General features: G+C 71.1%; 27 protein-coding genes, 1 tRNA gene and 1 riboswitch. Of the genes, 18 read left to right on the forward strand and 10 right to left on the reverse strand.

Annotated elements, in window-relative coordinates:
* Positions 1-27: 27 nt before the first annotated feature.
* The 4 genes from ACZ7LK_RS00505 to ACZ7LK_RS00520 all read left to right on the forward strand — a co-directional run bounded on the left by ACZ7LK_RS00505 (position 28) and on the right by ACZ7LK_RS00520 (position 2,076).
* Entirely contained in the window at positions 28-450 is a 423-nt protein-coding gene (locus ACZ7LK_RS00505) for a M67 family metallopeptidase (protein WP_392274457.1), read from the forward strand.
* Positions 451-536: 86 nt separating this feature from the next.
* A complete protein-coding gene (locus ACZ7LK_RS00510) occupies positions 537-656 on the forward strand; it encodes a putative leader peptide (protein ID WP_392274458.1) in 120 nt (39 codons plus the stop codon).
* Positions 657-847: 191 nt separating this feature from the next.
* On the forward strand, positions 848-1,126 hold the full coding sequence (locus ACZ7LK_RS00515) for a MoaD family protein (RefSeq protein ID WP_189554479.1): 279 nt from the start codon (positions 848-850) through the stop codon (positions 1,124-1,126).
* Positions 1,126-2,076, forward strand: a complete 951-nt coding sequence (locus tag ACZ7LK_RS00520) for a PLP-dependent cysteine synthase family protein (protein WP_392274459.1) — start codon at positions 1,126-1,128, stop codon at positions 2,074-2,076. Before ACZ7LK_RS00515 ends, ACZ7LK_RS00520 begins: the two co-directional genes overlap by 1 nt.
* 75 nt (positions 2,077-2,151) lie before the next feature.
* On the opposite strand, the gene ACZ7LK_RS00525 is transcribed toward ACZ7LK_RS00520, so the two are convergent.
* Positions 2,152-2,607, reverse strand: a complete 456-nt coding sequence (locus tag ACZ7LK_RS00525; protein ID WP_471137714.1) for a type II toxin-antitoxin system PemK/MazF family toxin — start codon at positions 2,605-2,607, stop codon at positions 2,152-2,154.
* 163 nt (positions 2,608-2,770) lie between these two features.
* On the opposite strand from ACZ7LK_RS00525, the gene ACZ7LK_RS00530 reads away from it, so the two are divergent.
* Positions 2,771-3,523 (forward strand): MBL fold metallo-hydrolase, encoded by a 753-nt coding sequence (locus ACZ7LK_RS00530; protein WP_392274461.1) that lies wholly within the window; start codon positions 2,771-2,773, stop codon positions 3,521-3,523.
* Between the two features lie 52 nt (positions 3,524-3,575).
* Here the strand turns inward: ACZ7LK_RS00530 and ACZ7LK_RS00535 are convergent, their stop codons facing one another.
* Entirely contained in the window at positions 3,576-4,838 is a 1,263-nt protein-coding gene (locus tag ACZ7LK_RS00535) for a PTS transporter subunit EIIC (protein ID WP_471137715.1), read from the reverse strand.
* Positions 4,839-5,053: 215 nt separating this feature from the next.
* Positions 5,054-6,352, reverse strand: coding sequence for a PTS transporter subunit EIIC (locus tag ACZ7LK_RS00540; protein WP_392274463.1), 1,299 nt, complete (start codon positions 6,350-6,352; stop codon positions 5,054-5,056).
* A 188-nt stretch (positions 6,353-6,540) separates the two neighbouring features.
* Here ACZ7LK_RS00540 and ACZ7LK_RS00545 point away from each other — a divergent pair, with 188 nt between their 5' ends.
* The 4 genes from ACZ7LK_RS00545 to rdgB all read left to right on the forward strand — a co-directional run bounded on the left by ACZ7LK_RS00545 (position 6,541) and on the right by rdgB (position 8,672).
* The gene (locus ACZ7LK_RS00545; RefSeq protein ID WP_031076305.1) at positions 6,541-6,774 is read left to right on the forward strand and encodes a PTS sugar transporter subunit IIB; all 234 of its coding nucleotides are present in this window, start codon (positions 6,541-6,543) and stop codon (positions 6,772-6,774) included.
* Positions 6,775-6,851: 77 nt separating this feature from the next.
* Positions 6,852-7,583: a ribonuclease PH gene (rph, locus tag ACZ7LK_RS00550; RefSeq protein ID WP_064072990.1), complete on the forward strand. Its 732-nt coding sequence runs from the start codon at positions 6,852-6,854 to the stop codon at positions 7,581-7,583.
* Positions 7,584-7,674: 91 nt separating this feature from the next.
* On the forward strand, positions 7,675-8,058 hold the full coding sequence (locus tag ACZ7LK_RS00555) for a hypothetical protein (protein WP_392274465.1): 384 nt from the start codon (positions 7,675-7,677) through the stop codon (positions 8,056-8,058).
* 11 nt (positions 8,059-8,069) lie between these two features.
* Entirely contained in the window at positions 8,070-8,672 is a 603-nt protein-coding gene (gene rdgB, locus ACZ7LK_RS00560) for an RdgB/HAM1 family non-canonical purine NTP pyrophosphatase (RefSeq protein WP_392274466.1), read from the forward strand.
* Positions 8,673-8,753: 81 nt separating this feature from the next.
* On the opposite strand, the gene ACZ7LK_RS00565 is transcribed toward rdgB, so the two are convergent.
* The 3 genes from ACZ7LK_RS00565 to bcp form a co-directional block, all read right to left on the reverse strand.
* Positions 8,754-8,837 (reverse strand) — tRNA-Leu (locus ACZ7LK_RS00565).
* 49 nt (positions 8,838-8,886) lie between these two features.
* Positions 8,887-10,368: a glycine betaine/L-proline transporter ProP gene (gene proP / locus ACZ7LK_RS00570; protein ID WP_471137719.1), complete on the reverse strand. Its 1,482-nt coding sequence runs from the start codon at positions 10,366-10,368 to the stop codon at positions 8,887-8,889.
* 152 nt (positions 10,369-10,520) lie between these two features.
* Positions 10,521-10,988 carry a thioredoxin-dependent thiol peroxidase gene (gene bcp / locus ACZ7LK_RS00575; RefSeq protein ID WP_392274468.1) on the reverse strand — a complete coding sequence of 156 codons (468 nt, stop codon included), beginning with the start codon at positions 10,986-10,988 and terminating at the stop codon, positions 10,521-10,523.
* A 131-nt stretch (positions 10,989-11,119) separates the two neighbouring features.
* Here bcp and ACZ7LK_RS00580 point away from each other — a divergent pair, with 131 nt between their 5' ends.
* The 3 genes from ACZ7LK_RS00580 (at position 11,120) to ACZ7LK_RS00590 (ending at position 12,325) form a co-directional block, all read left to right on the forward strand.
* On the forward strand, positions 11,120-11,440 hold the full coding sequence (locus ACZ7LK_RS00580; RefSeq protein ID WP_392274469.1) for a DUF3618 domain-containing protein: 321 nt from the start codon (positions 11,120-11,122) through the stop codon (positions 11,438-11,440).
* Between the two features lie 55 nt (positions 11,441-11,495).
* The gene (locus ACZ7LK_RS00585) at positions 11,496-11,834 is read left to right on the forward strand and encodes a GroES family chaperonin (protein WP_073750705.1); all 339 of its coding nucleotides are present in this window, start codon (positions 11,496-11,498) and stop codon (positions 11,832-11,834) included.
* Between the two features lie 66 nt (positions 11,835-11,900).
* Positions 11,901-11,966: riboswitch (guanidine-III (ykkC-III) riboswitch) on the forward strand.
* Positions 11,967-12,004: 38 nt separating this feature from the next.
* Positions 12,005-12,325, forward strand: coding sequence for a DMT family transporter (locus tag ACZ7LK_RS00590; protein WP_392274470.1), 321 nt, complete (start codon positions 12,005-12,007; stop codon positions 12,323-12,325).
* Between the two features lie 95 nt (positions 12,326-12,420).
* Here the strand turns inward: ACZ7LK_RS00590 and ACZ7LK_RS00595 are convergent, their stop codons facing one another.
* On the reverse strand, positions 12,421-15,096 hold the full coding sequence (locus ACZ7LK_RS00595) for a transglycosylase domain-containing protein (RefSeq protein ID WP_471137722.1): 2,676 nt from the start codon (positions 15,094-15,096) through the stop codon (positions 12,421-12,423).
* 261 nt (positions 15,097-15,357) lie between these two features.
* Between ACZ7LK_RS00595 and ACZ7LK_RS00600 the strand changes: the two genes are divergently transcribed.
* The 5 genes from ACZ7LK_RS00600 to ACZ7LK_RS00620 all read left to right on the forward strand — a co-directional run bounded on the left by ACZ7LK_RS00600 (position 15,358) and on the right by ACZ7LK_RS00620 (position 20,212).
* Entirely contained in the window at positions 15,358-16,158 is an 801-nt protein-coding gene (locus ACZ7LK_RS00600; protein ID WP_392274472.1) for an ABC transporter permease, read from the forward strand.
* 40 nt (positions 16,159-16,198) lie between these two features.
* Positions 16,199-16,963, forward strand: a complete 765-nt coding sequence (locus tag ACZ7LK_RS00605) for an ABC transporter permease (RefSeq protein ID WP_471138588.1) — start codon at positions 16,199-16,201, stop codon at positions 16,961-16,963.
* Between the two features lie 6 nt (positions 16,964-16,969).
* Positions 16,970-17,935: an ABC transporter ATP-binding protein gene (locus ACZ7LK_RS00610; RefSeq protein WP_469463789.1), complete on the forward strand. Its 966-nt coding sequence runs from the start codon at positions 16,970-16,972 to the stop codon at positions 17,933-17,935.
* Between the two features lie 25 nt (positions 17,936-17,960).
* Complete coding sequence (locus tag ACZ7LK_RS00615) at positions 17,961-18,581, forward strand: DUF1707 SHOCT-like domain-containing protein (RefSeq protein ID WP_392274474.1); 621 nt, start codon at positions 17,961-17,963, stop codon at positions 18,579-18,581.
* Positions 18,582-18,922: 341 nt separating this feature from the next.
* Entirely contained in the window at positions 18,923-20,212 is a 1,290-nt protein-coding gene (locus ACZ7LK_RS00620) for a DUF445 domain-containing protein (RefSeq protein ID WP_392274475.1), read from the forward strand.
* 143 nt (positions 20,213-20,355) lie between these two features.
* Here ACZ7LK_RS00620 and ACZ7LK_RS00625 read toward each other — a convergent pair whose 3' ends face one another.
* Both ACZ7LK_RS00625 and ACZ7LK_RS00630 read right to left on the reverse strand, forming a co-directional pair.
* Complete coding sequence (locus ACZ7LK_RS00625) at positions 20,356-20,658, reverse strand: hypothetical protein (protein WP_392274865.1); 303 nt, start codon at positions 20,656-20,658, stop codon at positions 20,356-20,358.
* 44 nt (positions 20,659-20,702) lie between these two features.
* Positions 20,703-20,900 (reverse strand): hypothetical protein, encoded by a 198-nt coding sequence (locus ACZ7LK_RS00630; RefSeq protein WP_469463791.1) that lies wholly within the window; start codon positions 20,898-20,900, stop codon positions 20,703-20,705.
* A gap of 207 nt (positions 20,901-21,107) precedes the next feature.
* Here ACZ7LK_RS00630 and ACZ7LK_RS00635 point away from each other — a divergent pair, with 207 nt between their 5' ends.
* Entirely contained in the window at positions 21,108-21,704 is a 597-nt protein-coding gene (locus ACZ7LK_RS00635) for a hypothetical protein (RefSeq protein ID WP_471137726.1), read from the forward strand.
* Between the two features lie 20 nt (positions 21,705-21,724).
* On the opposite strand, the gene ACZ7LK_RS00640 is transcribed toward ACZ7LK_RS00635, so the two are convergent.
* Positions 21,725-24,877 carry a DEAD/DEAH box helicase gene (locus ACZ7LK_RS00640; protein ID WP_471137728.1) on the reverse strand — a complete coding sequence of 1,051 codons (3,153 nt, stop codon included), beginning with the start codon at positions 24,875-24,877 and terminating at the stop codon, positions 21,725-21,727.
* Between the last annotated feature and the right edge of the window lie 7 nt (positions 24,878-24,884).

Here is a 24,884-nt window from a genome sequence, read left to right on the forward strand (position 1 = left end):
TTGTTCCCTCTGCTTATCCTGATGCCCATGCTGACCATCACACGGGCCCTGTACGACCAGATCGTCGCGCACGCGCGCGAGGACCACCCGGACGAGGCGTGCGGCGTCGTCGCGGGCCCGGCCGGCTCCGGACGCCCGGAGCGCTTCGTCCCGATGCTCAACGCCGCCCGCTCGCCCACGTTCTACGAGTTCGACTCGGGTGACCTGCTCAAGCTGTACCGCGAGATGGACGACCGCGACGAGGAGCCGGTGGTCATCTACCACTCGCACACCGCGACCGAGGCCTACCCGTCCCGCACGGACGTGTCCTACGCCAACGAGCCCGAGGCCCACTACGTGCTCGTCTCGACCGCCGACGCGGACGGCGCCGGACCGTTCCAGTTCCGGTCGTACCGCATCGTGGACGGCGAGATCACGGAGGAAGAGGTCCAGGTCGTCGAGGCCTACTGACCTCCGGTCTCGCATGATGGTCGCAAAACGTCCACCATGCGATATCACACTCCGAATGCCGGACCGGGAATCGATACGATGACCGCATGGTTTCCCTCGACGTGAGCGAACAGACGCCGGGCACCGTGCTGCTCGTGGCGCGGCTGCACGTCGATCTGTGCCGTCTCGCCAGCGCCATCTGTCCGCGCCGCGCCCCCGCCGTCTGAGCCGTACGGCGCCGCGCGGAGCGCGCACCACCCGGCTGTACCGGTACCACCCGCACCACCGCGCGGCCGTCCCCGTGCGCGCACGCAGCACGTCCCGCACCAGCCTCCCGGCCGACCGGGCCGTCGCCCAGACTTCAGAGCCCGACCAGCCGTCCGACGCCATCCGACGCCATTCGACAGGAGCCCACGCCATGGCCATCGAGGTCCGCATCCCGACCATCCTCCGTACCCACACCGGTGGCGCCAAGGCCGTCGAGGGCAGCGGGGACACCCTCGCCGACCTCTTCGCCGACCTCGAGAGCCGGTACGCCGGCATCCAGGAGCGCATCGTCGAGGGCGGCGAGCTGCGCCGCTTCGTGAACGTCTACCTGAACGACGAGGACGTCCGCTTCCTCGAGGGCATCAACACCAAGCTGTCGGACGGCGACAACGTCACGATCCTCCCGGCCGTGGCCGGCGGCATGCGCTGATGCGCTACGACTCGCCCCTCGCCGCGGTCGGCAACACCCCGCTCGTCCGCCTGCCGCGCCTGTCCCCCTCGGAGGACGTGCGCATCTGGGCCAAGCTGGAGGACCGCAACCCGACCGGCTCGGTCAAGGACCGCCCCGCCCTGCACATGATCGAGCAGGCGGAGAAGGACGGCCGGCTCACGCCCGGCTGCACCATCCTCGAACCGACCAGCGGCAACACGGGCATCTCGCTCGCGATGGCGGCCCGCCTCAAGGGCTACCGCATCGTGTGCGTGATGCCCGAGAACACCTCCCAGGAGCGGCGCGACCTGCTCGCCATGTGGGGCGCCGAGATCATCTCGTCCCCCGCGGCGGGCGGCTCCAACACGGCGGTACGGGTGGCGAAGGAACTCGCCGCCGAGCACCCCGACTGGGTGATGCTCTACCAGTACGGCAACCCCGACAACGCGGGCGCCCACTACGCCACCACGGGCCCCGAGATCCTGGCCGACCTGCCGTCCGTCACGCACTTCGTGGCGGGCCTCGGCACCACCGGCACCCTGATGGGCGTCGGCCGCTTCCTCCGGGAGCACAAGCCGGACGTGAAGATCGTCGCCGCCGAGCCGCGGTACGACGACCTCGTGTACGGGCTGCGCAACCTCGACGAGGGCTTCGTCCCCGAGCTGTACGACGCCTCCGTGCTCACCACCCGCTTCTCGGTCGGCTCGGCCGACGCGGTCACCCGCACCCGGGAACTCCTCCAGCAGGAGGGCATCTTCGCGGGCGTCTCGACGGGCGCGGCGCTGCACGCGGCGATCGGGGTCGGGAAGAAGGCGGTCAAGGCGGGCGAGAGCGCGGACATCGTGTTCGTCGTCGCGGACGGGGGCTGGAAGTACCTGTCGACGGGCGTCTACACGGCCCCGACCACGGAAGCGGCCATCGAGACCCTCCACGGCCAGCTCTGGGCCTGACCCCCCGGGCGCCGCGGAACCGGGGCGGCGCCGCCGCGGGGGCGGCCCCGGTGGGGGCACGGGGTTGCGGGACCGTCAGGTGGCCAGGTGCCGCACGCGGTCCCACACCAGCGGGTCCACGTCACTCGCGCGCCGCCGGAACCCCGCCAGCGGCACGTCCCGCAGCTCGTCCGTCTCCAGGAAGCTCGGCCGCCCCCGCGCGTCGCCCACCGCGCCCGGCCGCAGCGCGATCACGCCCGGCCGGTCGTCCCGGTAGCGGCTGGTGATCTTCGCGACCAGCGCCGTACCGCCGCGTACCGTCAGCACCAGACAGGGGCGGTCCTTGGAGCCGGGGCCGTCCTCGTAGGGGACGTCCGCCCACCAGATCTCGCCCGGCCGGGGCCGCGCCCCGCGCCCGCCGGGCCGGCCCGGCGGGCGGGTACGGCCTCCCGGTCGGCGACGCCGGCGCCGCCGACCGGTCGCGTCGGACACCGCCGCCACCAGCGCGAGCACCACGACGGCGCCGAGCGCCAGCCACCAGGACGTGTCCATGGAACGGACGCTACCCGCCCGAACCGGTGACAGCGCGGGTGAGTTCGACCACAAGGGGCCACTGCGGAGGAGCGACCCGGCGCGCCGCGCCTTACGCTCGGTAAACCGCACGACCTCCCCTGTCAGCGCCTGCCCGGCTCCCGTCCTCGGAGGTTCACGCTCCATGAAGCTCACCGTCGTCGGCTGCTCGGGGTCGTTCCCGTCCGCGGAATCGGCCTGTTCGAGCTACCTCGTAGAGGCCGACGGCTTCCGGCTGCTCCTCGACATGGGCAACGGCGCCCTGGGCGAGTTGCAGCGCCACATCGGTCTGTACGACCTCGACGCGATCTTCCTCAGCCACCTGCACGCCGATCACTGCATCGACATGTGCGGGTACTTCGTCGCGCGCTACTACCGCCATGAGGGCGGCCGCTGCCCCGCCATCCCCGTGTACGCGCCGGACGGCGCGGAGCAGCGCCTGACGACGGCGTACGCGGACACCCCGTCCGACACGTCGATGAGCGAGGTGTTCGACTTCCACACGCTGAAGACCGGCTCGTTCGACCTCGGCCCGTTCCGGGTGCGGACGGAGAAGGTGTGCCACCCCGTGGAGGCCTACGGGATCCGGGTGGAGCACGGCGGGAAGTCCCTCGTGTACTCGGGCGACACGGGTGTCTGCGAGGAGCTGGACACGCTCGCCGCGGGGGCCGACCTGTTCCTGTGCGAGGCGTCGTTCACGTACGGCAAGGAGGACATCCCCGGACTGCACCTGAACGGCAGGGAGGCGGGGGCGCACGCCGCCCGGGCCGGGGCGGGCCGGCTGGTCCTCACGCACATCCCGCCGTGGACGGACGGCGAGCGCAACCTGGCGGACGCGCGGGCGGTCTACGACGGCCCGTCGGAGCTGGCGTACGCGGGCGCGGTCTACGAGGTGTGACGGCATGCGGAAGGCCCCCGGAACCGAGTGGTTCCGGGGGCCTTCGGCGTGCTTACTTGGCCTCGGCCTTCTGGAGCTCGGCGAGCTCCTCGTCGGACTCACGGCCCGGCGTCGGGAGGTTGAACTTGGTGATCGCGAAGCGGAAGACCACGTAGTAGACCGCCGCGAAGCACAGGCCCACCAGGGCCAGGCCCCACGGGTTGGACGCGATGCCCAGGTTGAGGAAGAAGTCGATCGCGCCGGCGGAGAAGCCGAAGCCGTCCTTCATGCCGAGCGCCCAGGTCAGTGCCATGGAGACACCGGTCAGCACCGCGTGGAGGGCGTACAGCACCGGGGCGATGAACATGAAGGTGAACTCGATCGGCTCGGTGACACCGGTGACGAAGGAGGTCAGCGCGAGCGAGAACATCATGCCGCCGACGACCTTGCGGCGCTCGGGGCGGGCGCAGTGCACGATCGCGAGGCAGGCCGCGGGGAGAGCGAACATCATGATCGGGAAGAAGCCGGTCATGAACTGTCCGGCGGTCGGGTCGCCGGCGAGGAAGCGGGCGATGTCGCCGGTCTTGCCGTTGTACTCACCGGCCTGGAGCCACGGGAAGGAGTTCAGCAGGTGGTGCATGCCGACCGGGATCAGGGCGCGGTTGGCGACACCGAAGACACCCGCACCGACGGCGCCGGAGCCGACCAGGCTCTCGCCGAACCAGTGCAGACCCGCGCCGAGCCACGGCCAGATCAGGCCGAACACGATGCCGACGAGCAGACCCGCGAAGGCGGACAGGATCGGGACGAGACGGCGGCCGCCGAAGAAGCCCGCCCAGTCCGGCAGCTTGGTGCGGTAGAAGCGCTGGTAGAGCAGCGCCACGATGATGCCCATGACCACACCGCCGAGCACCTTGGCGTCGACCGCCTGCTCGACCATGACGATCTTGCCGTCGACGATGGCCTGCTTCTTCGGCAGGCTGCTGTCCGTGAAGGTGCCCAGCACGCTCTTGAAGACGAGGTAACCGACCACCGCGGCCAGCGCGGTGGAGCCGTCCGACTTCTTCGCGAAGCCGATCGCGATGCCGACGGCGAAGAGCAGCGCCATGTTGTCGAGCAGGGCCCCGCCACCGGCGGCCATGTAGCCTGCGATCTTGGTGATGAAGGTCGGGAAGGACTCCCGGCCCAGCATGTCGGGCTGACCGAATCGCACCAGGAGCGCGGCGGCCGGCAGCACGGCGACCGGCAGCATGAGGCTGCGGCCGATGCGCTGCATGACGGCCATCACGCCGGCGCCCTTCTTCTTCTCCGCCGCGGGGGCGGTGGCGGTGGACATCAAGTTCCTCCAGGTGGGCAAGGCGCCGCCCGGGGACATGGTTCACGGGGGACGGCGGCGTCTCGGAAAACGCGGCGCGACGCCGCGTGGTCTACACCATTAACTGGTGTAGACCTGTTGTAGCACGGTGAGGGTTAGATAAGGAACTTGCGATTTGATAACGCCGAAAGGGCCCCGGACCAGAGCTGGTCCGGGGCCCTTCGCGCGTCCGGTGGCTACGGCTTGGTGACGTCCGTCTCCGCGTCCTCGGGCTCCCGGCCCGGGGTCTTCAGGTCGAACGTGGTGATCGCGAAACGGAAGATCGCGTAATAGACGACGGCGAAAGCGAGACCGATGGGAATGATCAGCCACGGTTTGGTCGCCAGCCCCCAGTTGATCACGTAGTCGATCAGGCCCGCCGAGAAACTGAAGCCGTCCTTCACGCCGAAGGCCCAGGTCACGGCCATCGACACACCCGTCAGCAGGGCGTGGACCACATACAGCAGCGGGGCGATGAAGAGGAAGGAGTACTCGATCGGCTCGGTGATGCCCGTGACGAACGAGGTGAGGGCCACCGAGAGCATCAGGCCGCCGACCTCCTTGCGCCGGTGCGGCTTGGCGCAGTGGGTGATGGCCAGCGCGGCGGCCGGCAGCGCGAACATCATGATCGGGAAGAAGCCGGTGGTGAACTGGCCCGCGTCGGGGTCGCCCGCCAGGAACATGCTGATGTCGCCGTGCACCACCGTTCCGTCCGGCTTGGTGTACGAGCCGAACTGGAACCACACGGGCACGTTCAGGAACTGGTGCAGTCCGATGACCAGCAGCGCGCGGTTGGCCACGCCGAAGATGCCGGCGCCCCAGGAGCTCAGCCCCACCAGCCAGTCGCTGAAGCTCTCCAGGGCGTCACCGACCGGCGGCCACACGAAGAGGCACACCACCGCGAACGCGATCGCGAGGAACGACATGAGGATCGGCACGAGCCGGCGGCCGTTGAAGAAGCCCAGCCAGTCGACCAGCTTCGTCCGGTGGTACCGCTGCCAGACGTACGCCGTGAGCAGGCCCATGACGATGCCGCCGAAGACGCCCGGGTTCTGGTACGTGTACGCCACGAAGGTGTCGTCCGAGGCCAGGCAGCCGCCGTTGACGTCCGTGGTGTCCGCCGGGCAGTCCTTGGGAAAGGCGCGCAGCACGCCCCGGTAGACCAGGAAGCCGGTGACGGCGGCGAGCGCGGTGGAGCCGTCCGCCTTCTTGGCCATCCCGATCGCGACGCCCACGCAGAAGAGCAGCGGAAGACCCAGGTCGGCGTCGAGAAGGGCCCCGCCCGCGCCGGCCATCACCCTGGCGACGTCGTTCCAGCCGAGCCCGTCCGCGCCGAACACGTCCGGCTGGCCGAGCCGGTTGAGGATGCCGGCCGCGGGCAGCACGGCGATGGGGAGCTGGAGGCTGCGGCCCATCTTCTGGAGCCCCTGGAAGGCACCGGCCCACCGTTTCGGCTTCGGTGCGGACCGCGATCCAGCCGCGCTCTCGGCGCTCATCGGCGTCCTCCTGAAGACTGGTGTAGACCAGTTGCGATATCGTAGGCGCTGGTGATCGTCATCCTTCGGTACAACCGGGTAATGCGCCCGCGAAGATGGGCCAACCGTGCGTTACCGTGACGAAAGACCTAGGTGGGCCGAGCAGCGCTCAGTGCTCCGAAACGGCTCTTGGACGCAGGGAGAAAGACATGGCCAGCAAGGCTGAGAAGATCGTCGCCGGGCTCGGTGGCATCGACAACATCGAAGAGGTCGAGGGCTGCATCACCCGCCTGCGCACCGAGGTCGCCGACCCCGCCCTGGTCGACGAGGCCGCGCTGAAGGCCGCCGGCGCCCACGGCGTCGTCAAGATGGGCTCCGCGATCCAGGTCGTCATCGGCACCGACGCCGACCCGATCGCCGCCGAGATCGAAGACATGATGTGAGCCGACCGCTCACCCGTGAGGGGCCCGTTCCGGTACCGGAACGGGCCCCTCGCACGTCGGCGGCTAGGCTCGACCCCATGTCTCGAATCGACGGCCGCACCCCCGAACAGCTCCGCCCGGTCACCATCGAACGCGGATGGAGCAAGCACGCCGAGGGCTCCGTCCTCATCTCCTTCGGCGACACCAAGGTCTTCTGCACCGCCTCGGTCACCGAGGGCGTCCCCCGCTGGCGCAAGGGCAGCGGCGAAGGATGGGTCACCGCCGAGTACTCGATGCTCCCGCGCTCCACCAACACCCGCGGCGACCGCGAGTCCGTGCGCGGCAGGATCGGCGGCCGCACGCACGAGATCAGCCGGCTCATCGGCCGCTCCCTGCGGGCCGTCATCGACTACAAGGCCCTCGGCGAGAACACCATCGTCCTCGACTGCGACGTCCTCCAGGCCGACGGCGGCACCCGCACCGCCGCCATCACCGGCGCGTACGTCGCCCTCGCCGACGCCGTCGCCTGGGCGCAGGGCAAGAAGCTCGTCAAGGCCGGCCGCAAGCCCCTCACCGGCACCGTCGCCGCCGTCTCCGTCGGCATCGTCGACGGCACCCCCCTGCTGGACCTCTGCTACGAGGAGGACGTCCGCGCCGAGACCGACATGAACGTCGTCTGCACCGGTGACGGCCGCTTCGTCGAGGTCCAGGGCACCGCCGAGGCCGAGCCCTTCGACCGCAAGGAGCTCAACGCGCTCCTCGACCTCGCCACCGGAGGCTGCGCCGACCTCGCCGCCCTCCAGCGCGACGCCCTCGGCATCACCCTGTAGCAACCGCGGACGCCCTGCCGGCGTCCCTACCGGTACGGGCGTACGGGCCGAACCGTACGCCCGTCCGCAGCCCCTGGGGAGGACCCGTTCCATGCGACGTCGCCGTACCGCCGCTCTCGCCGCCGCCACCGCGCTCCTCGCCGTCACCGGAGCGGCCGGCTGCGGCGCGCTGGACAAGGCCATGGACTGCGTCCAGGCCGCCGACTCCATCGCCACCAGCGTCGACGAACTGGGCCGTGCCGTCTCGTCCGCCGCCGACGACCCCACCCGGCTCAACGAGTCCCTCGACAAGATCGACAAGGAACTCGACGGCCTCAAGGACAAGACCGACAACGCCGACCTGTCCAAGGCCGTCGACGACCTCGGCAGGGGCGTCGACAGCGTCCGCACCGCCGTCAACAACGGCGACGCCACCCCCGACATCACCCCCGTCACCGACGCCGCCACCGAGATCGGCAAGATCTGCACCCCGTAGATACTGGGGACATGACCCGCCTGATCCTCGCCACCCGCAACGCCGGGAAGATCACCGAACTGCACGCGATCCTCGCCGACGCAGGACTGCACCACGAACTCGTCGGCGCGGACGCCTACCCGGAGGTCCCCGACGTCAAGGAAACCGGCGTCACCTTCGCCGAGAACGCCCTCCTCAAGGCCCACACCCTCGCCCGCGCCACCGGCCTGCCCGCCATCGCCGACGACTCCGGCCTGTGCGTCGACGTCCTCGGCGGCGCCCCCGGCATCTTCTCGGCCCGCTGGTCGGGCCGGCACGGCGACGACGAGGCCAACCTCCGGCTCCTGCTGGCCCAGCTCTCGGACATCGACGACGCCCACCGCGGCGCCCACTTCGCCTGCGCCGCCGCCCTGGCCCTCCCCGACGGCACCCAGCGCGTCGTCGAGGGCCGCCTCGGCGGCACCCTCCGCCGCGCTCCGGCCGGCACCGGCGGCTTCGGCTACGACCCGGTCCTCCAGCCCGACGGCGACAGCCGTACATGCGCCGAGCTGACCGCCGAGGAGAAGAACGCCATCAGCCACCGCGGACAGGCCTTCCGCGCCCTGGTCCCGGTGATCCGCGAACTCGTCGGCTGAGCAGCCCGCGCCGGCCGGGCCCGCGGCCCGCGGACGCACCGAAGGGCCGCCCCCCACCGGGAGGCGGCCCTTCGCCGTGCGTGCGGCCGGAGGGACTCGAACCCTCACGGGTGTTACCCCACTGGGACCTAAACCCAGCGTGACTGCCAGTTCCACCACGGCCGCGTGCGCGCCACCATCGTAGTGGGCGGCCCGCCGCCGCTCGGCGCCACCGTCAGAACCGCGGCTCCGGGGCGCGGGACTGGACGAGTGCGGCCGCCTCCTCCTTGGTGCAGACCGACGGCGGGGAACCGGCGAGGGGCTGACGGGCCGTCTCCTTCATGCAGGCCACCGCCACGACACCGACCAGGGCCGCCGCCATCGCGTAGTACGCCGGCATCAGGGTGCTGCCGGTGAGGCTGATGAGGGCCGTGATGACCAGCGGGGTGGTGCCGCCGAACAGGGAGGCGGACAGGTTGTAGCCCACCGACAGGGAGCCGTAGCGCACCTGGGTGGGGAACAGCGCCGGGAGCGCCGCCGACATGGTGCCCAGCAGGCAGACCAGCGACAGACCGAGCATCAGCATGCCCGCCGTGATGGCGACGACGCCGCCGAGGCCGATCAGCAGGAAGGCCGGGGCCGACAGCAGCAGGAAGCCCAGCATGCCCGCCATCAGCAGCGGCTTGCGCCCGAAGCGGTCACTGAGGCGGCCCACCTGGGTGATGATCAGCATCAGGAACGCCATCACGGCCAGCAGGATCAGCAGACCGTGCGTCGCGCCGTAGCCGAGCTCGTCGGAGAGGTACGTCGGCATGTACGACAGCAGCATGTAGTCGGTGACGTTGTACGCGCCCACCAGTGCCACGCACAGGATCAGCGTCGGCCAGTGGTCGCGGAAGATCGTGGCGAGGTCGCCCTTCACCGAGGTCTCCACCGGATCGGCCGCCTCGGACGCCGAGGCGCTCTCCGACTCCAGCTTCTGGAAGGCCGGGGTCTCGTCCAGCCTCAGCCGCAGGTACAGCCCCACCAGCCCGAGCGGGCCGGCCACCAGGAACGGGATCCGCCAGCCCCAGGCCTCCATGGACGCGTCGCCCAGGACCGCCGTCAGCACCGTGACCAGACCCGCCGCCCCGACGTACCCGGCCAGCGTGCCGAACTCCAGGAAGCTGCCGAAGAAACCGCGCCGCTTGTCCGGGGCGTACTCGGCGATGAAGGTCGAGGCACCGCCGTACTCACCGCCCGTGGAGAACCCCTGGACCAGCCGGAACAGGATCAGCAGCACCGGCGCCCAGAAGCCGATCGACGCGTACGAGGGGATCAGGCCGATCGCGAACGTACCGACCGCCATCAGGATCATCGTCAGCGCGAGGACCTTCTTGCGGCCGATCCGGTCGCCCATGGGACCGAACACCATGCCGCCCAGCGGCCGGATCAGGAAGGCGACGGCGAAGGTCGCGAAGGACGACAGCAACTGCGCCGTGCCGTTCCCGGGCGGGAAGAAGACATGGCCGATGGTGACGGCCAGATAGCTGTAGATGCCGAAGTCGAACCACTCCATGGCGTTGCCCAGTGAGGCCGCCTTCACGGCCCGCTTCACCGCCGCCTGGTCGGTGACGGTGATGTCGCACCGACGGAGCTTCGGGTTCTTCCGCTGCTGGATCGTGCGGAACAGGGTGCGGTGGCGCCTGACCGCCGCTGGATCGGCCGTGGCCGCCATGGGCAGGGGTCCTTTCCTGGACTTCGGGTGGGGAGAATCCAAGGGGGACACCTGCTCGGGCATAGCGTTCGCAAACCGAAGTCCCGGGGGACGGGAATGGGACTTCGGTCACACGACGACGGGCGGGCCCAAAGGGCGGACCGGGCGCCCGATCAGATGCCCAGGTCCTTGATGATCTTGGCGACATGGCCGGTCGCCTTCACGTTGTACAGCGCGCGCTCCACCGTGCCGTCCTCGGCGACGACGACCGTCGAGCGGATGACGCCCGTGACCGTCTTGCCGTACAGCTTCTTCTCGCCGAAGGCGCCGTACGCGGCCAGCGTCTCCTTCGACGGGTCGCCGACCAGCGTGACCCGCAGGTCCTCCTTCTCCCGGAACTTCGCCAGCTTCTCCGGCTTGTCCGGCGAGACGCCGATCACGTCGTAGCCGGCGGCCGCGAGCACGTCGAGGTTGTCGGTGAAGTCGCACGCCTGCTTGGTGCAGCCGGGCGTCAGCGCGGCCGGGTAGAAGTAGACGATGACCTTGCGGCCGCGGTAGTCCGCGAGCGACACGTCCTTGCCGTCCGCGTCGGGCAGGGTGAAGGCGGGGGCGGTGTCGCCGGGCTGGAGTCGCTCGCTCATGGCTTCTGGCTCCTCGGGAGAGGGGATGCTCGTACGCGTTCAGAGCCTAATGGGGGTCTGCGACAGTCATCCGGGTCCCGAGCTGACAGACTGTCCACCACGGATTCGGCCGGACCTACGGAGGCAGCGCGGTGTCGGAAGCCAGGACCCCTGCGCAGATCGAGGCGGACATCGTCCGCCGACGCGAGCAGCTCGCCGTCACTCTCGACGAGATCGGCGTGCGCATGCACCCGAAGACGATCATCGGGGACGCGAAGGCCAGGGTGGCGTCGACGGTCGACCAGACCGCCGGACGCGCCTTCGTCACCGTCAACCGCGTCGTCACCGATGTGAAGGGACGGTTCGTCTCGGAGGACGGCGCGCCCCGGCTGGAACGGGTCGTACCGGTGGCGCTGCTCGCCGTCGGCGTGGTCGGGCTGCTCGCCCTGTCCGCCCGCAGGCGCAAGGGCTGACGCGAGTCGTGACCCACCGGCGTGCGGGACGGGGCCGGGCAGGTAGGTTCGTGGCGTGAGCGAGAACACCCACGACAAGCTGCCCATCCGGATGCTGCACGACCGGGTGCTGGTCCGCACCGACACGCCCGAGGGCGAGAGGCGTTCGGGCGGCGGCATCCTGATCCCCGCGACCGCCGCCGTCGGCCGCCGGCTCGCCTGGGCCGAGGTCGTCGCGGTCGGACAGAACGTACGGACCGTGGAGACCGGCGACCGGGTGCTGTACGACCCCGAGGACCGTGCCGAGGTCGAGGTGCGGGGCGTGGCGTACGTACTGATGAGGGAACGCGACCTGCACGCGGTCGCGGCGGACCGTTTCGGGGGCTCGGAGGACTCGACCGGCCTGTACCTGTAGGGCGGCGTTCGACACGCGCGTGCGGAAAAGGCCTGGTGGCGGACGTCACCAGGCCTTTGTGCATGCGCTGTGCCAGCATGGAGGGACCCCCGACGAGACGCGCCGTACCGGGTCACGCAAAGACGACGCACCCCGTTGTCCGTACGTCTTCGCGTCCCGGAGGTGCCGTCATGGCATGGGTCCTGCTGATCGTCGCCGGCCTGCTCGAGGTGGGCTGGTCGATCGGAATGAAGTTCACCGACGGATTCACCCGGCTGTGGCCCAGCCTGCTCACCGGCGCCGCCATCGTGGCCAGCATGGCCCTGCTGTCCCAGGCCGCCAGAACCCTGCCGATCGGCACCGCCTACGGCGTCTGGGTCGGCATCGGCGCGGCCGGCGCGGCGGTCGTCGGCATGGTGGTGCTGGGCGAGCCGGTCACCGCCGCGCGGATCTTCTTCGTCTGCCTGCTGCTCGTCGCCGTCGTGGGCCTGAAGGCGACGTCGGGGCACTAGGTCATGTCCGCAAGCCCTTCCCGGGCGGCCCCGGGCGCATGGCCGTCCCGGGCCGGCGCGGAACCGGTGCCCCGGTGCCCGCCGGGCCCGGGGGCTCAGCGGGCGGGTGGTGCGGCGCCCGGACCGCCCGGGGGACCGGCGGGGGTGACCGGGACGGGGGCCGGGTCCACGGCGGCGGCGTTCGTGCCGGGTGCCGGGCCGGTGCTCACCGCCGCGCCGCTCCGCCCGGGGCCCGGCCCGCCGGTGCCCCGCGCCGCGCCCCGGTCGCCGCCCGGCGCGCCGGGGCCTTCGTACCCCTCGTACCCGTCGTACCCGTCCTCCTCCTCCCGGCCCCGGCCCGCCTCCCGGCCGTTCGCGTCCCGGACCTCCTCGGGGTCGCCCGGCTCCGAGGACCAGGGCTCCTCCTCCGGTTCCTCGTCCGCGCCCTTGGCCAGGACCAGGTCGAAGTCCCGTACCGGACTGCCCTCCAGTGCCGCCCGCGTGTACTGGCCCCAGATCTCCGCGGGCGCCCCGCCCCCGTTCATCCGTTCCAGCCCCAGCGCCCCGTACAGCGGCTTCTGCGCCCCGGTGTCCGGGTCCTGGCCCATCACGGTGACCACCGTCGCCAGGTCCGGGGTGTAGCCGGCGAACCAGGCGGCCTTGTCGTCCTCCGCCGTCCCGGTCTTGCCCGCGGCCGGCCGCCCGGCCGCCTGCGCGGCGGTGCCGGTGCCGCCGTCGATGACGCTGCGCAGCATGGCCGTGGTCGTGTCGGCGGCCTCCCTGCTGATCACCTGCTTGCTGCCGGAGGACGGCAGCGGCAGCTCCCGCCCGTCCTTCTCGATCTTCCGCACGAGCACGTACGCGCCGTGCTTGCCGTGGTTGGCGAGGGTCGCGTACGCCTGCGCCATGTCCAGCACGCTCGCGGTGGCGGGGCCGAGCGCGATGGAGGGGGACGGGTTGAGGTCGGGCGTGTCGGCGGGCAGGCCCAGGTCGATGGCGGTCTGTTCCACCTTGGCCGGGCCGACGTCCACGGCGAGCTGCGCGTAGACGGCGTTGACGGACTTGTCGGTGGCGGTGCGGACGCTGATGGGACCGTAGTCGACGTCGTCCTCGTTGGCCGGCGCGTACGGGCCGCCGCTCCAGCCCTGCACCCGGCGTTTGTTGGTGCCGTCGTACCGGGTGTTGGGGGTGATGGGGTCGCCGTCCTGGGTGACGGAGGAGTGGTCGACGGCGGCGGCGAAGACGAACGGCTTGAAGGTGGAGCCGACCTGGTAGTCGCGGCGGGTCGCGTTGTTCACGAACTGCTGGGTGTAGTCGATGCCGCCGTACATGGCGACGACCTCGCCGGCGGCGGGCTCGATGGACACCCCGCCGACCCGTACGTAGCGGTCCGTCTCGTTGGAGGTGTCGAGGCGGGCCACGACCTGTTCGTCGACGGCCGCCGCGAGGGACTCCTGCTTGTCCTGCTCCAGGGTGGTGGTGATGCGGTAGCCGCCCTGGGCCAGGGTCTTGCGGTCGATGACGTGGCGGGCGGTGAGGTAGTCCTCGACGGCCTGCACGATGTAGCCGCGCTGGCCGGACAGGCCGGTCGTGGCGGTGACCTCCTCCGGGTCGGGGAAGTCGGTGGCGCCGCGCGCGGCGGGGCTGAGCCACTTCTCCTCGACCATGGCGTCCAGGACGTAGTTCCAGCGGCGGACCGCCTTGGCGCGGTTCTCGGGCCGGCCGTCGACGTCGTAGGCGCTGGGCGCGTTGAGCAGGACGGCGAGGTACGCGCCCTGGGCGGTCGTCAGTTCCTGGGCGTCCTTGCCGTAGTAGGCGCGGGCGGCGGCCTGGATCCCGTAGGCGTTGCGGCCGTAGAAGCTGGTGTTGAGGTAGCCCTGGAAGATGGCGTCCTTGCTCTTCTCCCGGTCGAGCTTGATGGAGATGAAGAACTCCTTCACCTTCCGGACGAGGGTCTGTTCCTGGCCGAGGTAGTAGTTCTTGACGTACTGCTGGGTGATGGTGGAGCCGCCCTGGGTGCCCTTGCCGGTGAGGGTGTTCCAGGCGGCGCGGAGCATCGCCTCGGGGTCGACGCCGGGCTGGGAGTAGAAGTCGCGGTCCTCGGCGGCGAGTACGGCGTGCCGCACGGTGGCGGGGACCTGCGAGAGGCGTACGTTCTCGCGGTTCACGTCACCCTTCTGGGCGAGCGGGGTGCCGTCGCGGTAGAGGAACACGTTCGACTGGGCCGTGGCGGCGGCGTTGGCGGGCGGGATGTCGACGAGGTGGTAGCCGGCGAAGAAGCCGCCGAGCAGCAGGACGGCGGTGATGAGCGAGGCGCCCAGGACCATCCGCCAGGTCGGCAGGAGGCGGCGCCAGCCGGTGCGTTTCCTCCGCGCCGCCTTCCCGTTCTTCCCCGGCTTCCCGCCCGGCGCGGTCTTCCCGGGCTTCCCGTCCGGTGCGGTCCTGCCGCCCGGTGCGGCGGTGCCGGCCTTCCCGTCCGGTGCGTTCTTCCCGGACCGCGCGGTTCTGCCGGATCGCGCGGCGCCCTTGGTGCCGGGCTTCCCGTCCCTCGCGGCGCTCTTGGTGCCGGCCGCCTCGGCCGCCCGGGCACCCTCGGCCCCCTGCGTGTCGTCGGCTCCCGCCGCCCCGGTGGGTCCTGCTGAGCCCGTGGCTTTCCGCGCGTTCCGCGCGTCCGGGGTGCTCCCGTCGCCGTGGTCGGTCTGCCCGGCCGGCCGGGCGGGGGTGTCGGGGCCTCGCCCGGGAACGGTCGGGTCGCGGGGCTCCCAGCCCGGCTGCGGTGGCTCGTCGCTCATGGTCTCCGGCCTGTTTAGTCGATTATGGGGCGATTTGCGCAGTCCCTTCATAGTGCACGGCCCACCCGCCCAACCCCGGCAACGGCAGCCGAAAACCGCTCGCGGACATGCATCGGGGCCCATTAGGCTCCTCGGCTTTGGCGCGTGCCGGGACGTGGGCAGGTATGTGCCGGACGCGTACGCGGCGCGTACCGGACGGGGGCGGACCCGACGCACGCGTACCGGACGCGGCCGTACCGGGGACGCGGGAGGGAGCAGGGGATGCGGCTGTACGCGGCCGTGGCGGCGGGCGGGTTCCGGCGCTACGCGACGTACCGGGTGGCGACCGCCGCCGGGGTGTTCACCAACACCGTCTTCGGCTTCATCCTGACGTACACCTACATCGCCCTGTGGGACGAGCGACCCGGTCTCGGCGGGTACGACATGGCCGAGGCGCTGGCCTACGTGTGGATCGGCCAGGCCCTGCTGGCGACCTGCGGGCTGATGGGCGGCGGGTTCGAGGACGAGCTGATGGAGCGGGTCAAGACGGGCGACATCGCCGTCGACCTCTACCGCCCGGCGGACCTCCAGCTCTGGTGGCTGTCGGTCTCCCTGGGCCGGGCCGGCTTCCAACTGCTGGGCCGGGGGGTGGCGCCGATGGCGGTCGGCGCGCTCGTCTTCGACCTGGCCCTGCCGGAACACCCGTGGACCTGGCTCGCCTTCCTGGTGTCGGTGGCGCTGGGTGTGGTGGTGAGCTTCGCCGTCTGGTTCCTGGTGGCGCTGAGCGCGTTCTGGCTGATGGACGGGGCCGGGGTGGTGCAGGTGGCCTGGCTGTCGGGGATGTTCTTCTCGGGGATGCTGCTGCCGCTGACGGTTTTCCCCGGGGCGCTGGGCGAGGTGGCGCGGGCGCTGCCGTGGGCGTCGCTGCTCCAGGTCCCGGCGGACGTGTTCCTGGAGAAGCGGACGGGATGGGGGCTGATGGGGGCGTACGCGTTCCAGGCCGGCTGGGCGCTGGTGCTGCTGGCGGCGGGCCGGGTGCTCCAGGCGGCGGCGACCCGGCGGGTGGTGGTCCAGGGTGGCTGAGGCGGGCGCGGGGCTGCGCGCGTACGGGCTGATCGCCGCGATGTGGGTGCGGTCCACCATGACGTACCGCTTCTCCTTCGCGATGACGCTGCTGTCGAACTTCGTGGCCACCGGCTTCGACTTCGTGGTCATCCTGCTGATGTTCAGCCAGGTCCGCGGGCTGGGCGGCTTCTCGTTCGCCGAGGTGGCCTTCCTGTACGGGACGACCGGCACGGCCTTCGGACTGGCGGATCTGGTGCTCGGTCAGGTGCAGCGGCTGGGGCGGCGGGTGCGGGACGGGACGCTGGACACGCTGCTGGTGCGGCCGGCGCCCGTGCTGGCGCAGGTGGCGGCGGACCGGTTCGCGCTGCGGCGCCTGGGGCGGGTGGCGCAGGGGCTGATGGTGCTGGTGTGGTCGCTGGTCCTCCTCGACGTGGACTGGACCCCGGCACGGGTGGCCCTGGTGCCCCTGATGGTGCTGAGCGGATGGCTGATCTTCTCGGCGGTGATGGTGATGGGCGCGGCGTTCCAGTTCTGGGCGCAGGACGCCTCGGAGGTCGCCAACGCCTTCACCTACGGGGGCAACAACCTGCTCCAGTTCCCGCCGGTGATCTTCGCCCAGGACCTGGTCCGGGGCGTGGTGTACGTGGTGCCGCTCGCCTTCGTGAACTGGGTCCCGGCACTGTACGTGCTGGGGCGCGAGGCACCGGCGGGCCTGCCGGTGTGGGCGGTGTTCGCGTCGCCGCTGGTGGCGGCGGTGTTCTGGGTGGTGGCGGGGCTGGCGTGGCGGGTGGGGGTTCGTTCGTACCGGAGCACGGGGAGCTGAGCAGGGATGCAGGACTTCATCGCACTGGACGGCGTCGAGAAGGTCTTCGACGTACGCCGCAAGGCCGGCCGCTTCCGACGGGAGCGGCACCGGGTCCGCGCGGTCGACGGAATCAGCTTCCGGGTGCCGCGCGGCGAGATGGTGGGCTACATCGGGCCCAACGGGGCCGGCAAGTCGACCACCATCAAGATGCTGACCGGCATCCTCACCCCCAGCGGCGGCCGGCTGCGGGTGGCCGGCATCGACCCCTCCCGGGACAGGACCCGGCTGGCGCGCCGCATCGGGGTGGTGTTCGGGCAGCGGACGACGCTGTGGTGGGACCTGCCGCTGCGGGACTCGTACCGTCTGGTCCACCGGATGTACCGGATCCCCGACGCCCGCTTCCGGGAGAACCTGGAGCGGTGCGTCGAACTGCTCGACCTGGCCGACCTGCTGGAGGTGCCGGTCCGTCAGCTCTCCCTGGGGCAGCGGATGCGGGGCGACATCGCGGCCGCGCTGCTGCACGACCCCGAGGTCCTCTACCTGGACGAGCCGACGATCGGCCTGGACGTCATCTCCAAGGCCAAGGTGCGTGACTTCCTCCGGGACCTGAACGCCGAGCGCGGCACGACGGTGCTCCTCACCACGCACGACCTCACCGACATCGAGCAGCTCTGCAAGCGCGTGATGGTCATCGACCACGGGCGGCTGATGTACGACGGGCCCCTGGGCGGGCTGCACGAGGTGGGCGAGAGCGAGCGCACCCTGGTCGTGGACCTGGAGCGGGAGCTGCCCCCCATCTCCGCCGACGGCGCCCGGGTGGTGAGGGTGGACGGCCCGCGTCAGTGGCTGGCCTTCCCCGCCGCCCGCTCGGCCGCCCCGCTGGTGGCGCGGATCGCCGCCGAGTACCCGCTGGTGGACCTGTCGGTGCGGGAGCCGGACATCGAGACGGTGATCGCCAAGATGTATGCCGAACGATCAACGGGCCGGTGACCGCACCCCGCACTAGTCTGTTCGTATGACGAGCGAACTGCCCGAGATGCGGGCCTCGGACGCCGACCGCGAGCGGATCGCGGAGCGGCTGCGGGACGCGGTGGCGGAGGGCCGCCTGGACATGGCGGAGTTCGAGGAGCGTCTCGACCTGGCGTACAAGGCGCGTACGCACGGCGAGTTGGTCCCGCTCGTGCGCGACCTGCCGCAGGCGGTCGGGGACGGGGCGACCCGTGCCGGGGCCTCGGACGGCAACTGGCCGGCCCGGATCGGGAAGCCCGCCACCTCCAGGGGTGCCTTCGCCTTCTGGAGCGGCTTCGGGCGCCGCGGCAGGTGGACCGTCGCGCGCCGCTTCACCGCGGCCGTCCTCCAGGCCGGCGGCGACATCGACCTGCGGGAGGCGGACTTCGAGGACCGGGAGGTCGTCATCCGCTGCTTCGCCGTCATGGGGGGCATCCAGGTGGTCGTCCCGCCCGAGCTGCACGTGGAGGTCACCGGCTTCGGCTTCATGGGCGGCTTCGACGACCGGGGCTCGGGCGGGGGCACGCCCGGCTCGCCGCGCGTCCGGGTCACCGGGTTCGCGCTGATGGGCGGGGTGGACGTGAAGCGCAAGGAGCGGAAGGCGGCCCGCAAGCAGCTCGGGAAATGACCGGGCGGGGGCCCATGGCCGGGCTCCTGGCCGGTCCGCCCGCCGCGCCGGGGTCCCGGCGGGTCTCGGCCCGGCGCGCCGGGCTCCCGCCGGTCTCGGCCCGCATCCCGGCCGGGGCCCGGCCTCCGCCAGCGGCCCCGGCCCCCGCCCGCAGCGGCCCGCCAGGCCGCCCAGCCAACCCGCCCGCAGCGGCCCGGCCACCCGCCCTCCAGGGCCCGGTGTGTCGTCAGGGGCGTGACCGTCCGGGTGTGCCGGCCCGTGCGGGCGGGAACTCGCCGTGCGGCTGAGGAGTACCTGAGGTAGGGACTGAGGTACGCATGCGCGGGGACGGGTGGAACCGGATGAACCATACGAAGACGCCGCTGGTCGCCTTCTCGTACACGGCCGCGGACGAGGAGAAGCGCAGGGGCGTGCGCCGGATGAAGATCACGGCGACCAGCCTGCTGCTGCTGGTCGCGCTGATCTACGTCCTGGCCACGTGGGCCGGGAACTCCGGCGTCACCGGCTGGCCCGGTTACGTCGCCGCCGCGGCGGAGGCCGGCATGGTGGGCGCGCTGGCGGACTGGTTCGCGGTGACCGCGCTGTTCCGCCGCCCCATGGGCCTGCCCATCCCGCACACGGCGATCATCCCCACCAAGAAGGACCAGCTCGGCGCCTCGCTCGGCTCCTTCGTCGGCGAGAACTTCCTCTCCGAGGGCGTCGTCCGCGGCCGGCTCCACGCCCTCGGCATCAGCAGCCGCCTCGGCGCCTGGCTGGCCGAGCCCGAACACGCCGACCGGGTCACCGCCGAGCTGTCGACAGCGCTGCGCGGCGCGCTGACCGTCCTCCGGGACGCGGACGTCCAGGCGGTGGTGGGCGAGGCCGTCACCCGGAGGGCCGAGGCGGCGGAGATCGCCCCCGGGCTCGGCAAGGCCCTGGAACGGGTCGTCGCCGACGGGGCCCACCGCGGGGCGGTCGACCTGGTCTGCAACCGGGCCCACGACTGGCTCGTCCTGCACGCCGACTCGATCATGGAGGCGGTGCAGGGCGGGGCGCCCGGCTGGACGCCACGGTTCGTGGACCGGAAAGTCGGCGAGCGCGTCTACAAGGAGCTGCTGCGGTTCGTCACCGAGATGCGGGACATGCCCGGCCACCCGGCGCGCGGCGCCCTCGACCGGTTCCTCACGGACTTCTCGGCCGACCTCCAGGGCGACACGGACACCCGGAGCCGGGTGGAGCGCCTCAAGTCCGACCTGGTGGCCCGGCCGGAGGTGCAGGACATCATCGCCTCGGCGTGGGCCTCCGTACGCGCCATGATCATCTCGGCGGCCGAGGACGAGCGCAGCGAGCTGCGCCTGCGCGCCCGCGCCTCCCTCCTCAAGCTCGGCAACCGGCTGGCCACCGACGGCCGCCTCCAGGCCAAGGTCGACGGCTGGGTCGAGGACGCGGCGGTGTACGTGGTCACCACCTACCGCGCCGAGATCACCTCGCTGATCAGCGACACGGTCGCGAGCTGGGACGCCGACCAGACGTCGAAGAAGATCGAGGCGCACATCGGCCGCGACCTCCAGTTCATCCGCATCAACGGCACGGTCGTCGGCGCCCTGGCCGGCCTGCTGATCTACACCGTGTCGCACGCCCTGGGCGGCTGACCCCGCCGGCCGTCCGGCCCGGGCGCGTCCCTCCCCCGCTCGTGGGGGACGTGCCGGGCGGGGGACCGGCCCCTGCCCGACCGGTCACCCGCCCAGCCACTGTGGGGAGGTGCTGTGCTATACGTGCGCCGGGGCGCGGGTGTTCAACCGCTCTTCCGGCTGACCGCCCAGGACGCCGCCGCCATGCCCCCGGCCACCGAGAACACCGCGGGCCACGCCCCCACCTTCTTGGCCAGCGGGTGCGAGCCGGCGAAGGCAGCCACGTACGCCGCGGTGAGCCCCGCCGCGGCCTTCCCGCCGCTGCGCTGCTTCCACTCCCGCGCGGCCACGGCGCCGGCCGCCGCCAGCGCCACCCCGCCGAGCGGCCGCTTCTTCGTCCACCGCGCCACGGCGTACCCGCCGACGAGCCCGCCCGCCGCCACCACCGTTGCCGGAACCCTTGCCATCTCCGTCGCCTGCCCTTCGTCGTACGACATGCCTCCGCCCGAGGCTAACGCGGCGGCCGGGGGCGGCCGCGGCGGGTGCGCGCGTACACCCCGCAGCCCAGGGCGACGGAGACCCCGAGCACCATGCCGAGGGCGGCCCCTTCCGGTACGTCGGGGAGGAGCAGCGTCACGCCCCTCACGAGCAGCGCCCCGGCGACGGAGCACAGGAGGCCGATCAGCAGCGGGCGCGTCGGACGGGTCATGGGGTGTCCACCTGTCGTTCGGTGATGTTCGTGGCTGCCGGGCGGCGCACGCACACCCCGCCGCCGTGCTCCAACGCGCGCGCCGCCCCGCCGACACGGCCGCGGGGCCGGCGTACCGCCGGATGTGCAGGACCCTTCCTGCCACCATCCCGTAACGGACGGCCGTCCCGCGGGTAGCCACCCGCCCCCCGCGGGCACGAACCGCGCATGCCGACCCCCATCCCGCCGCAGCTCCTCGCCACCGACCCGCTCGTGGTCGCCCAGGACGGCGTCGCCACCGTCCACCAGCTCATGGACCTGGGCTGCGCCTCCTCCGTGATCGCCGCCCACTGCCGCCCCGCCGGCCCCTGGCGCCGCCTCCTGCCCCGGGTGGTCACGCTCCAGACCACCGCCCCCACCCCCCGCCAACGCCTCCGCGGCGCCCTCCTGTACGCCGGCCCCGACGCCCTCCTCACCGGCCCGGCCGCCCTCGCCCTGTACGGCCTGCCGTCGGCCCCCACCACCGCCGAGGTCGACGTCCTGGTCACCCACCGCACGGCCCCCCGGGGCCACGCCTACACCCGCGTCCGCCCCACCCACCGCCCCACCCGCCGCGTCCCCGTCGACGGCCTGGCCTGCGCACCCCCGGCCCGAGCCGTCACCGACGCCGTCCCGCACCTCACCCCCGACACCGCCACCACCCTGGTCACCGACCTCGCCCACCACGCCCTCTGCCGCCCCGCCGACCTCCGCACCGAAATCACCGCGGCCCAACTCCCCCACACCCCGGTCGTACTCGCCCTCTTACAAGCCGCCGCCGACTGATCCCCCCTCCACGCGGAGGTTCAGCCCGCTGCGATCGCCGAGTACGTGTAGACATCAGCGGGGATCTCGTGCCGGAGCTGCCAGGTGATGGCCATCGGCTTGCTACCGGTGTGCTGTACGTACTCCGCCGGGCCGAGCAGCATCCAGGGTTGGGCACCGCCTATGTCCGTACTCTTGTAGCGGCGGACGAAGAGCAGCACGTGACTGCCCTGCGCGACGTGCTTCTGGTAGCGCATTCCGGTGGGGGAGGTGTCGGAGATCTGGTTCTGTGACTCCCAGTGGAAGCGCGTCTCGCTGAGGGCATAGTCGTGGTAGCGCGTCTGCGGCGAGAAGTCCTTCTCGTCCTTTTCCAAGGTGATGAGCAGCGCATCCGTCTTGATGGACTCGCACCACTTCACGCCTTCGCGGAAGTCGGCGGGCATGAAGCCGCCGATGAAGGACTGGCCGAGAGCGGGCAGGATTTCCTCGCGGCTGTAGGAGGCGTGCACGGTCAAGGGGAGACCAGCGTGCTCGTCAGCCAGCGGGATGGGCACGTGCTCCGTGTGTTCCAGGTTGTACGCCAGGACTTGGCGCAGCTCGCGGCGGAAGGCGTGCTGGTCGCGGAGGGTGGCGAATCCCTCGTCATAGCTTCCGTAGCCCTTCCTCGTGGTGCCGCCGAGCGGCCAGAGCTGGAAGAAGAGCATGCGGGCGTACGCCTGGTCCTGCGGGGTGAGATCGTCATACGCGGGGGCATCGTCCTCGAGGAGGCGGGTGTAGGCGGCGACCCGCTGCGGGTCGTCCACGTGCAGGAACGACGGAACGCGCTTCAGAAGAGCAGCTTCGCCCTCCGGAGGGTCCGTCTTCAGCAGCCCGGCGCGGCGCAGCAGGCCGGTCCAGGAGTTGCCATTGCCTCGGTACAGCTCCTTAAGCTCGCGCCCACTTTCCGCGAGGTAGCTGCTGAGTTCCGGGAGGGCGTAATCCGCTACCTCGCGGGCCAAGGCCGTGACGTTGACACCGATCTGCTCCTTGATGTTCGCGATGATGGTCTTCTTCGCCTTCTCCTCGAGAACGATGTGGCATCCGGAAGGCAACTGAGGGAAGTCGTGTTCGATGTTTGCCAGGAGTCGCTTCCTGGTCAGGTTGGTGAGTGCTCGGAACTGGTTCTCGAAGCGGAACTCCTTGCGGTGCTGACCGATGAAGTCCAGGACGGTCAGGACAGCCTTGTTCTCGCTGCGTCGCAGTCCCCGTCCCAGCTGCTGGAGAAAGACGGTGGCGCTGGAAGTCGGGCGGAGGAGGAGCAGGGTGTCGACGTCAGGGATGTCGAGACCTTCGTTGAAGAGGTCGACCGAGAAGATCACCTGAATACTGCCGGCCCGGAGGTCGGCCAGAGCCTTCTGGCGCTGCTCGGCAGGCGTTTCACCGGAGAGCGCCACGGCGTTCAGGCCGGCAGTACGGAAGAACTCCGCCATGAAATGGGCGTGGGCGACGGTTACGCAGAAGCCCAGAGCCCGCATGGCGAAGGGATCGGCGATCTTTTCCTTCACCGACTTGACGACCAAGCGCGCACGGGCGTCGTTACCGGTCAGCACGTTGCCGAGGTCGGTCGCGTCGTAGCCCCCGCGTTTCCACTGCACGGCACTCAGATCGGTGGTGTCGCTGATGCCGAAGTAGTGGAAGGGGCTGAGCAGGTCGTTCTCCAGCGCCTCCCACAGGCGCATCTCGGAGGCGATCCTTCCATCGAAGAATTCGTCGTGGATGTTCTTGCCGTCCATCCGCTCGGGAGTGGCGGTCAGGCCGAGGAGTTCCACCGGCTGGAAGTGGTCAAGGATCTTGCGGTACGTCGGTGAGGTGCCGTGGTGGAACTCGTCGATGACGATGACGTCGAAATGATCGGGCGCCAGTCGTTCCAGGGCGCGGGCGTTCAACGATTGCACGCTGGCGAAGACATGCGTCCACCGTTCCGGGATGTCGCCGCTGTGGAAGTGCTCACCAAAGTTCGCATCGGTCAGGACGTCCTGGTAGGTCCGCATCGACTGCTGCAAGATCTCCTTGCGGTGGGCGACGAAGAGCAGTCGCAGCTCACGCCCGTACCGTTTGCGGAGCTGCTTGAAATCGAGTGCGGCCATCACCGTCTTGCCGGTGCCGGTCGCGGCCACCAGGAGGTTGTGGTGGCGGCCGTGGACGGCCCGCTCGACGTCGAGCCGCTCCAACATGTCCCGTTGGTGCGGGTACGGCCGCACCTCCAGGCCCGACAGCGTGATGCGGGCCGATGAGGCGGACGGTGCCCCACCAGCAACGGTCAGCGCCTCATCGAGACGGGGCCCGTCCCGTTCCGGGTCGTAGGTCTCGAAGGAGGGATCGTTCCAGTAGGCATCGAAGGTGCCCTCGAACTTGCGGATCACATCGGGGGTGGCGACGGACGAGAGGCGCACGTTCCACTCCAGGCCGTCGAGTAGTGCTGCCTTTGAGAGGTTGGAACTGCCGACGTAAGCCGTGTCATAACCGGTGTCACGACGGAAGAGCCACGCCTTGGCGTGGAGGCGAGTGGAACGCGTCTCGTAGTTGACCTTCACCTCGGCGCCGAACTCCTGCACCAGACGGTCCAGTGCGCGGCGCTCGGTGGCGCCGATGTAGGTGGTTGTGATGACCCGTATGGGCACCCGGCGCTCGCAGGCCGCCCTCAAGGACTGCTCGATGATGCGCAGCCCGTGCCACTTCACGAAGGCGCAGAGGAGGTCGATGCGGTCAGCCGTGGCGATCTCGGAACGAAGCTCGAAACCCAGACTGGGGTCTTCGGGCGCGTTGGTGATGAGCGCAGTGTCCGAGAGCGGTGTCGCCGGCCGTACGGCGTAGACGCCGGGGGCTTCTTGTCGGGCCAGTGCGAGCAGTTCCCGGGGGCCGTCGGCGACCAGCTCCACCCATTCCCGGGCGCCTTGCAACGTGCTGACGGACTCCAGGATGTGGTTGGCCGCGTGCACACGCTCTTCGGCCGGCATGCCGCGCAGCACGTGGCGCACTGTTTCCGCGACGTGTCTGGCCAAGACGTGGGGGGTCGACTCCGGCCCGACTTCCTCACTGATCAGGTGCCAACCCTGATCGGCAGCATCGGCAAGCTGCTGTGCCAGCCGCACGGTGATGAGCTGCTCGTACAGCCCTGTTGACAGGGTCGATGGATCGCTGCCGATCTGAGGCATGGCTCGC

Source organism: Streptomyces sp. NPDC039423 (assembly GCF_055598725.1).

Coding starts and splice junctions, on each gene's coding strand:
- ACZ7LK_RS00510 (WP_392274458.1), top strand. CDS start 537: ATGGTTTCCCTCGACGTGAGCGAACAGACGCCGGGCACCGTGCTGCTC.
- bcp (WP_392274468.1), bottom strand. CDS start 10,988: ATGAGCGAGCGACTCCAGCCCGGCGACACCGCCCCCGCCTTCACCCTG.
- ACZ7LK_RS00635 (WP_471137726.1), top strand. CDS start 21,108: ATGCCGACCCCCATCCCGCCGCAGCTCCTCGCCACCGACCCGCTCGTG.
- ACZ7LK_RS00520 (WP_392274459.1), top strand. CDS start 1,126: ATGCGCTACGACTCGCCCCTCGCCGCGGTCGGCAACACCCCGCTCGTC.
- ACZ7LK_RS00620 (WP_392274475.1), top strand. CDS start 18,923: ATGAACCATACGAAGACGCCGCTGGTCGCCTTCTCGTACACGGCCGCG.
- ACZ7LK_RS00530 (WP_392274461.1), top strand. CDS start 2,771: ATGAAGCTCACCGTCGTCGGCTGCTCGGGGTCGTTCCCGTCCGCGGAA.
- rph (WP_064072990.1), top strand. CDS start 6,852: ATGTCTCGAATCGACGGCCGCACCCCCGAACAGCTCCGCCCGGTCACC.
- rdgB (WP_392274466.1), top strand. CDS start 8,070: ATGACCCGCCTGATCCTCGCCACCCGCAACGCCGGGAAGATCACCGAA.
- ACZ7LK_RS00600 (WP_392274472.1), top strand. CDS start 15,358: ATGCGGCTGTACGCGGCCGTGGCGGCGGGCGGGTTCCGGCGCTACGCG.
- ACZ7LK_RS00640 (WP_471137728.1), bottom strand. CDS start 24,877: ATGCCTCAGATCGGCAGCGATCCATCGACCCTGTCAACAGGGCTGTAC.
- ACZ7LK_RS00595 (WP_471137722.1), bottom strand. CDS start 15,096: ATGAGCGACGAGCCACCGCAGCCGGGCTGGGAGCCCCGCGACCCGACC.
- ACZ7LK_RS00540 (WP_392274463.1), bottom strand. CDS start 6,352: ATGAGCGCCGAGAGCGCGGCTGGATCGCGGTCCGCACCGAAGCCGAAA.
- ACZ7LK_RS00525 (WP_471137714.1), bottom strand. CDS start 2,607: ATGGACACGTCCTGGTGGCTGGCGCTCGGCGCCGTCGTGGTGCTCGCG.
- ACZ7LK_RS00605 (WP_471138588.1), top strand. CDS start 16,199: ATGTGGGTGCGGTCCACCATGACGTACCGCTTCTCCTTCGCGATGACG.
- ACZ7LK_RS00535 (WP_471137715.1), bottom strand. CDS start 4,838: ATGTCCACCGCCACCGCCCCCGCGGCGGAGAAGAAGAAGGGCGCCGGC.
- ACZ7LK_RS00545 (WP_031076305.1), top strand. CDS start 6,541: ATGGCCAGCAAGGCTGAGAAGATCGTCGCCGGGCTCGGTGGCATCGAC.
- ACZ7LK_RS00555 (WP_392274465.1), top strand. CDS start 7,675: ATGCGACGTCGCCGTACCGCCGCTCTCGCCGCCGCCACCGCGCTCCTC.
- proP (WP_471137719.1), bottom strand. CDS start 10,368: ATGGCGGCCACGGCCGATCCAGCGGCGGTCAGGCGCCACCGCACCCTG.
- ACZ7LK_RS00590 (WP_392274470.1), top strand. CDS start 12,005: ATGGCATGGGTCCTGCTGATCGTCGCCGGCCTGCTCGAGGTGGGCTGG.
- ACZ7LK_RS00625 (WP_392274865.1), bottom strand. CDS start 20,658: ATGGCAAGGGTTCCGGCAACGGTGGTGGCGGCGGGCGGGCTCGTCGGC.
- ACZ7LK_RS00610 (WP_469463789.1), top strand. CDS start 16,970: ATGCAGGACTTCATCGCACTGGACGGCGTCGAGAAGGTCTTCGACGTA.
- ACZ7LK_RS00505 (WP_392274457.1), top strand. CDS start 28: ATGCTGACCATCACACGGGCCCTGTACGACCAGATCGTCGCGCACGCG.
- ACZ7LK_RS00615 (WP_392274474.1), top strand. CDS start 17,961: ATGACGAGCGAACTGCCCGAGATGCGGGCCTCGGACGCCGACCGCGAG.
- ACZ7LK_RS00515 (WP_189554479.1), top strand. CDS start 848: ATGGCCATCGAGGTCCGCATCCCGACCATCCTCCGTACCCACACCGGT.
- ACZ7LK_RS00630 (WP_469463791.1), bottom strand. CDS start 20,900: ATGACCCGTCCGACGCGCCCGCTGCTGATCGGCCTCCTGTGCTCCGTC.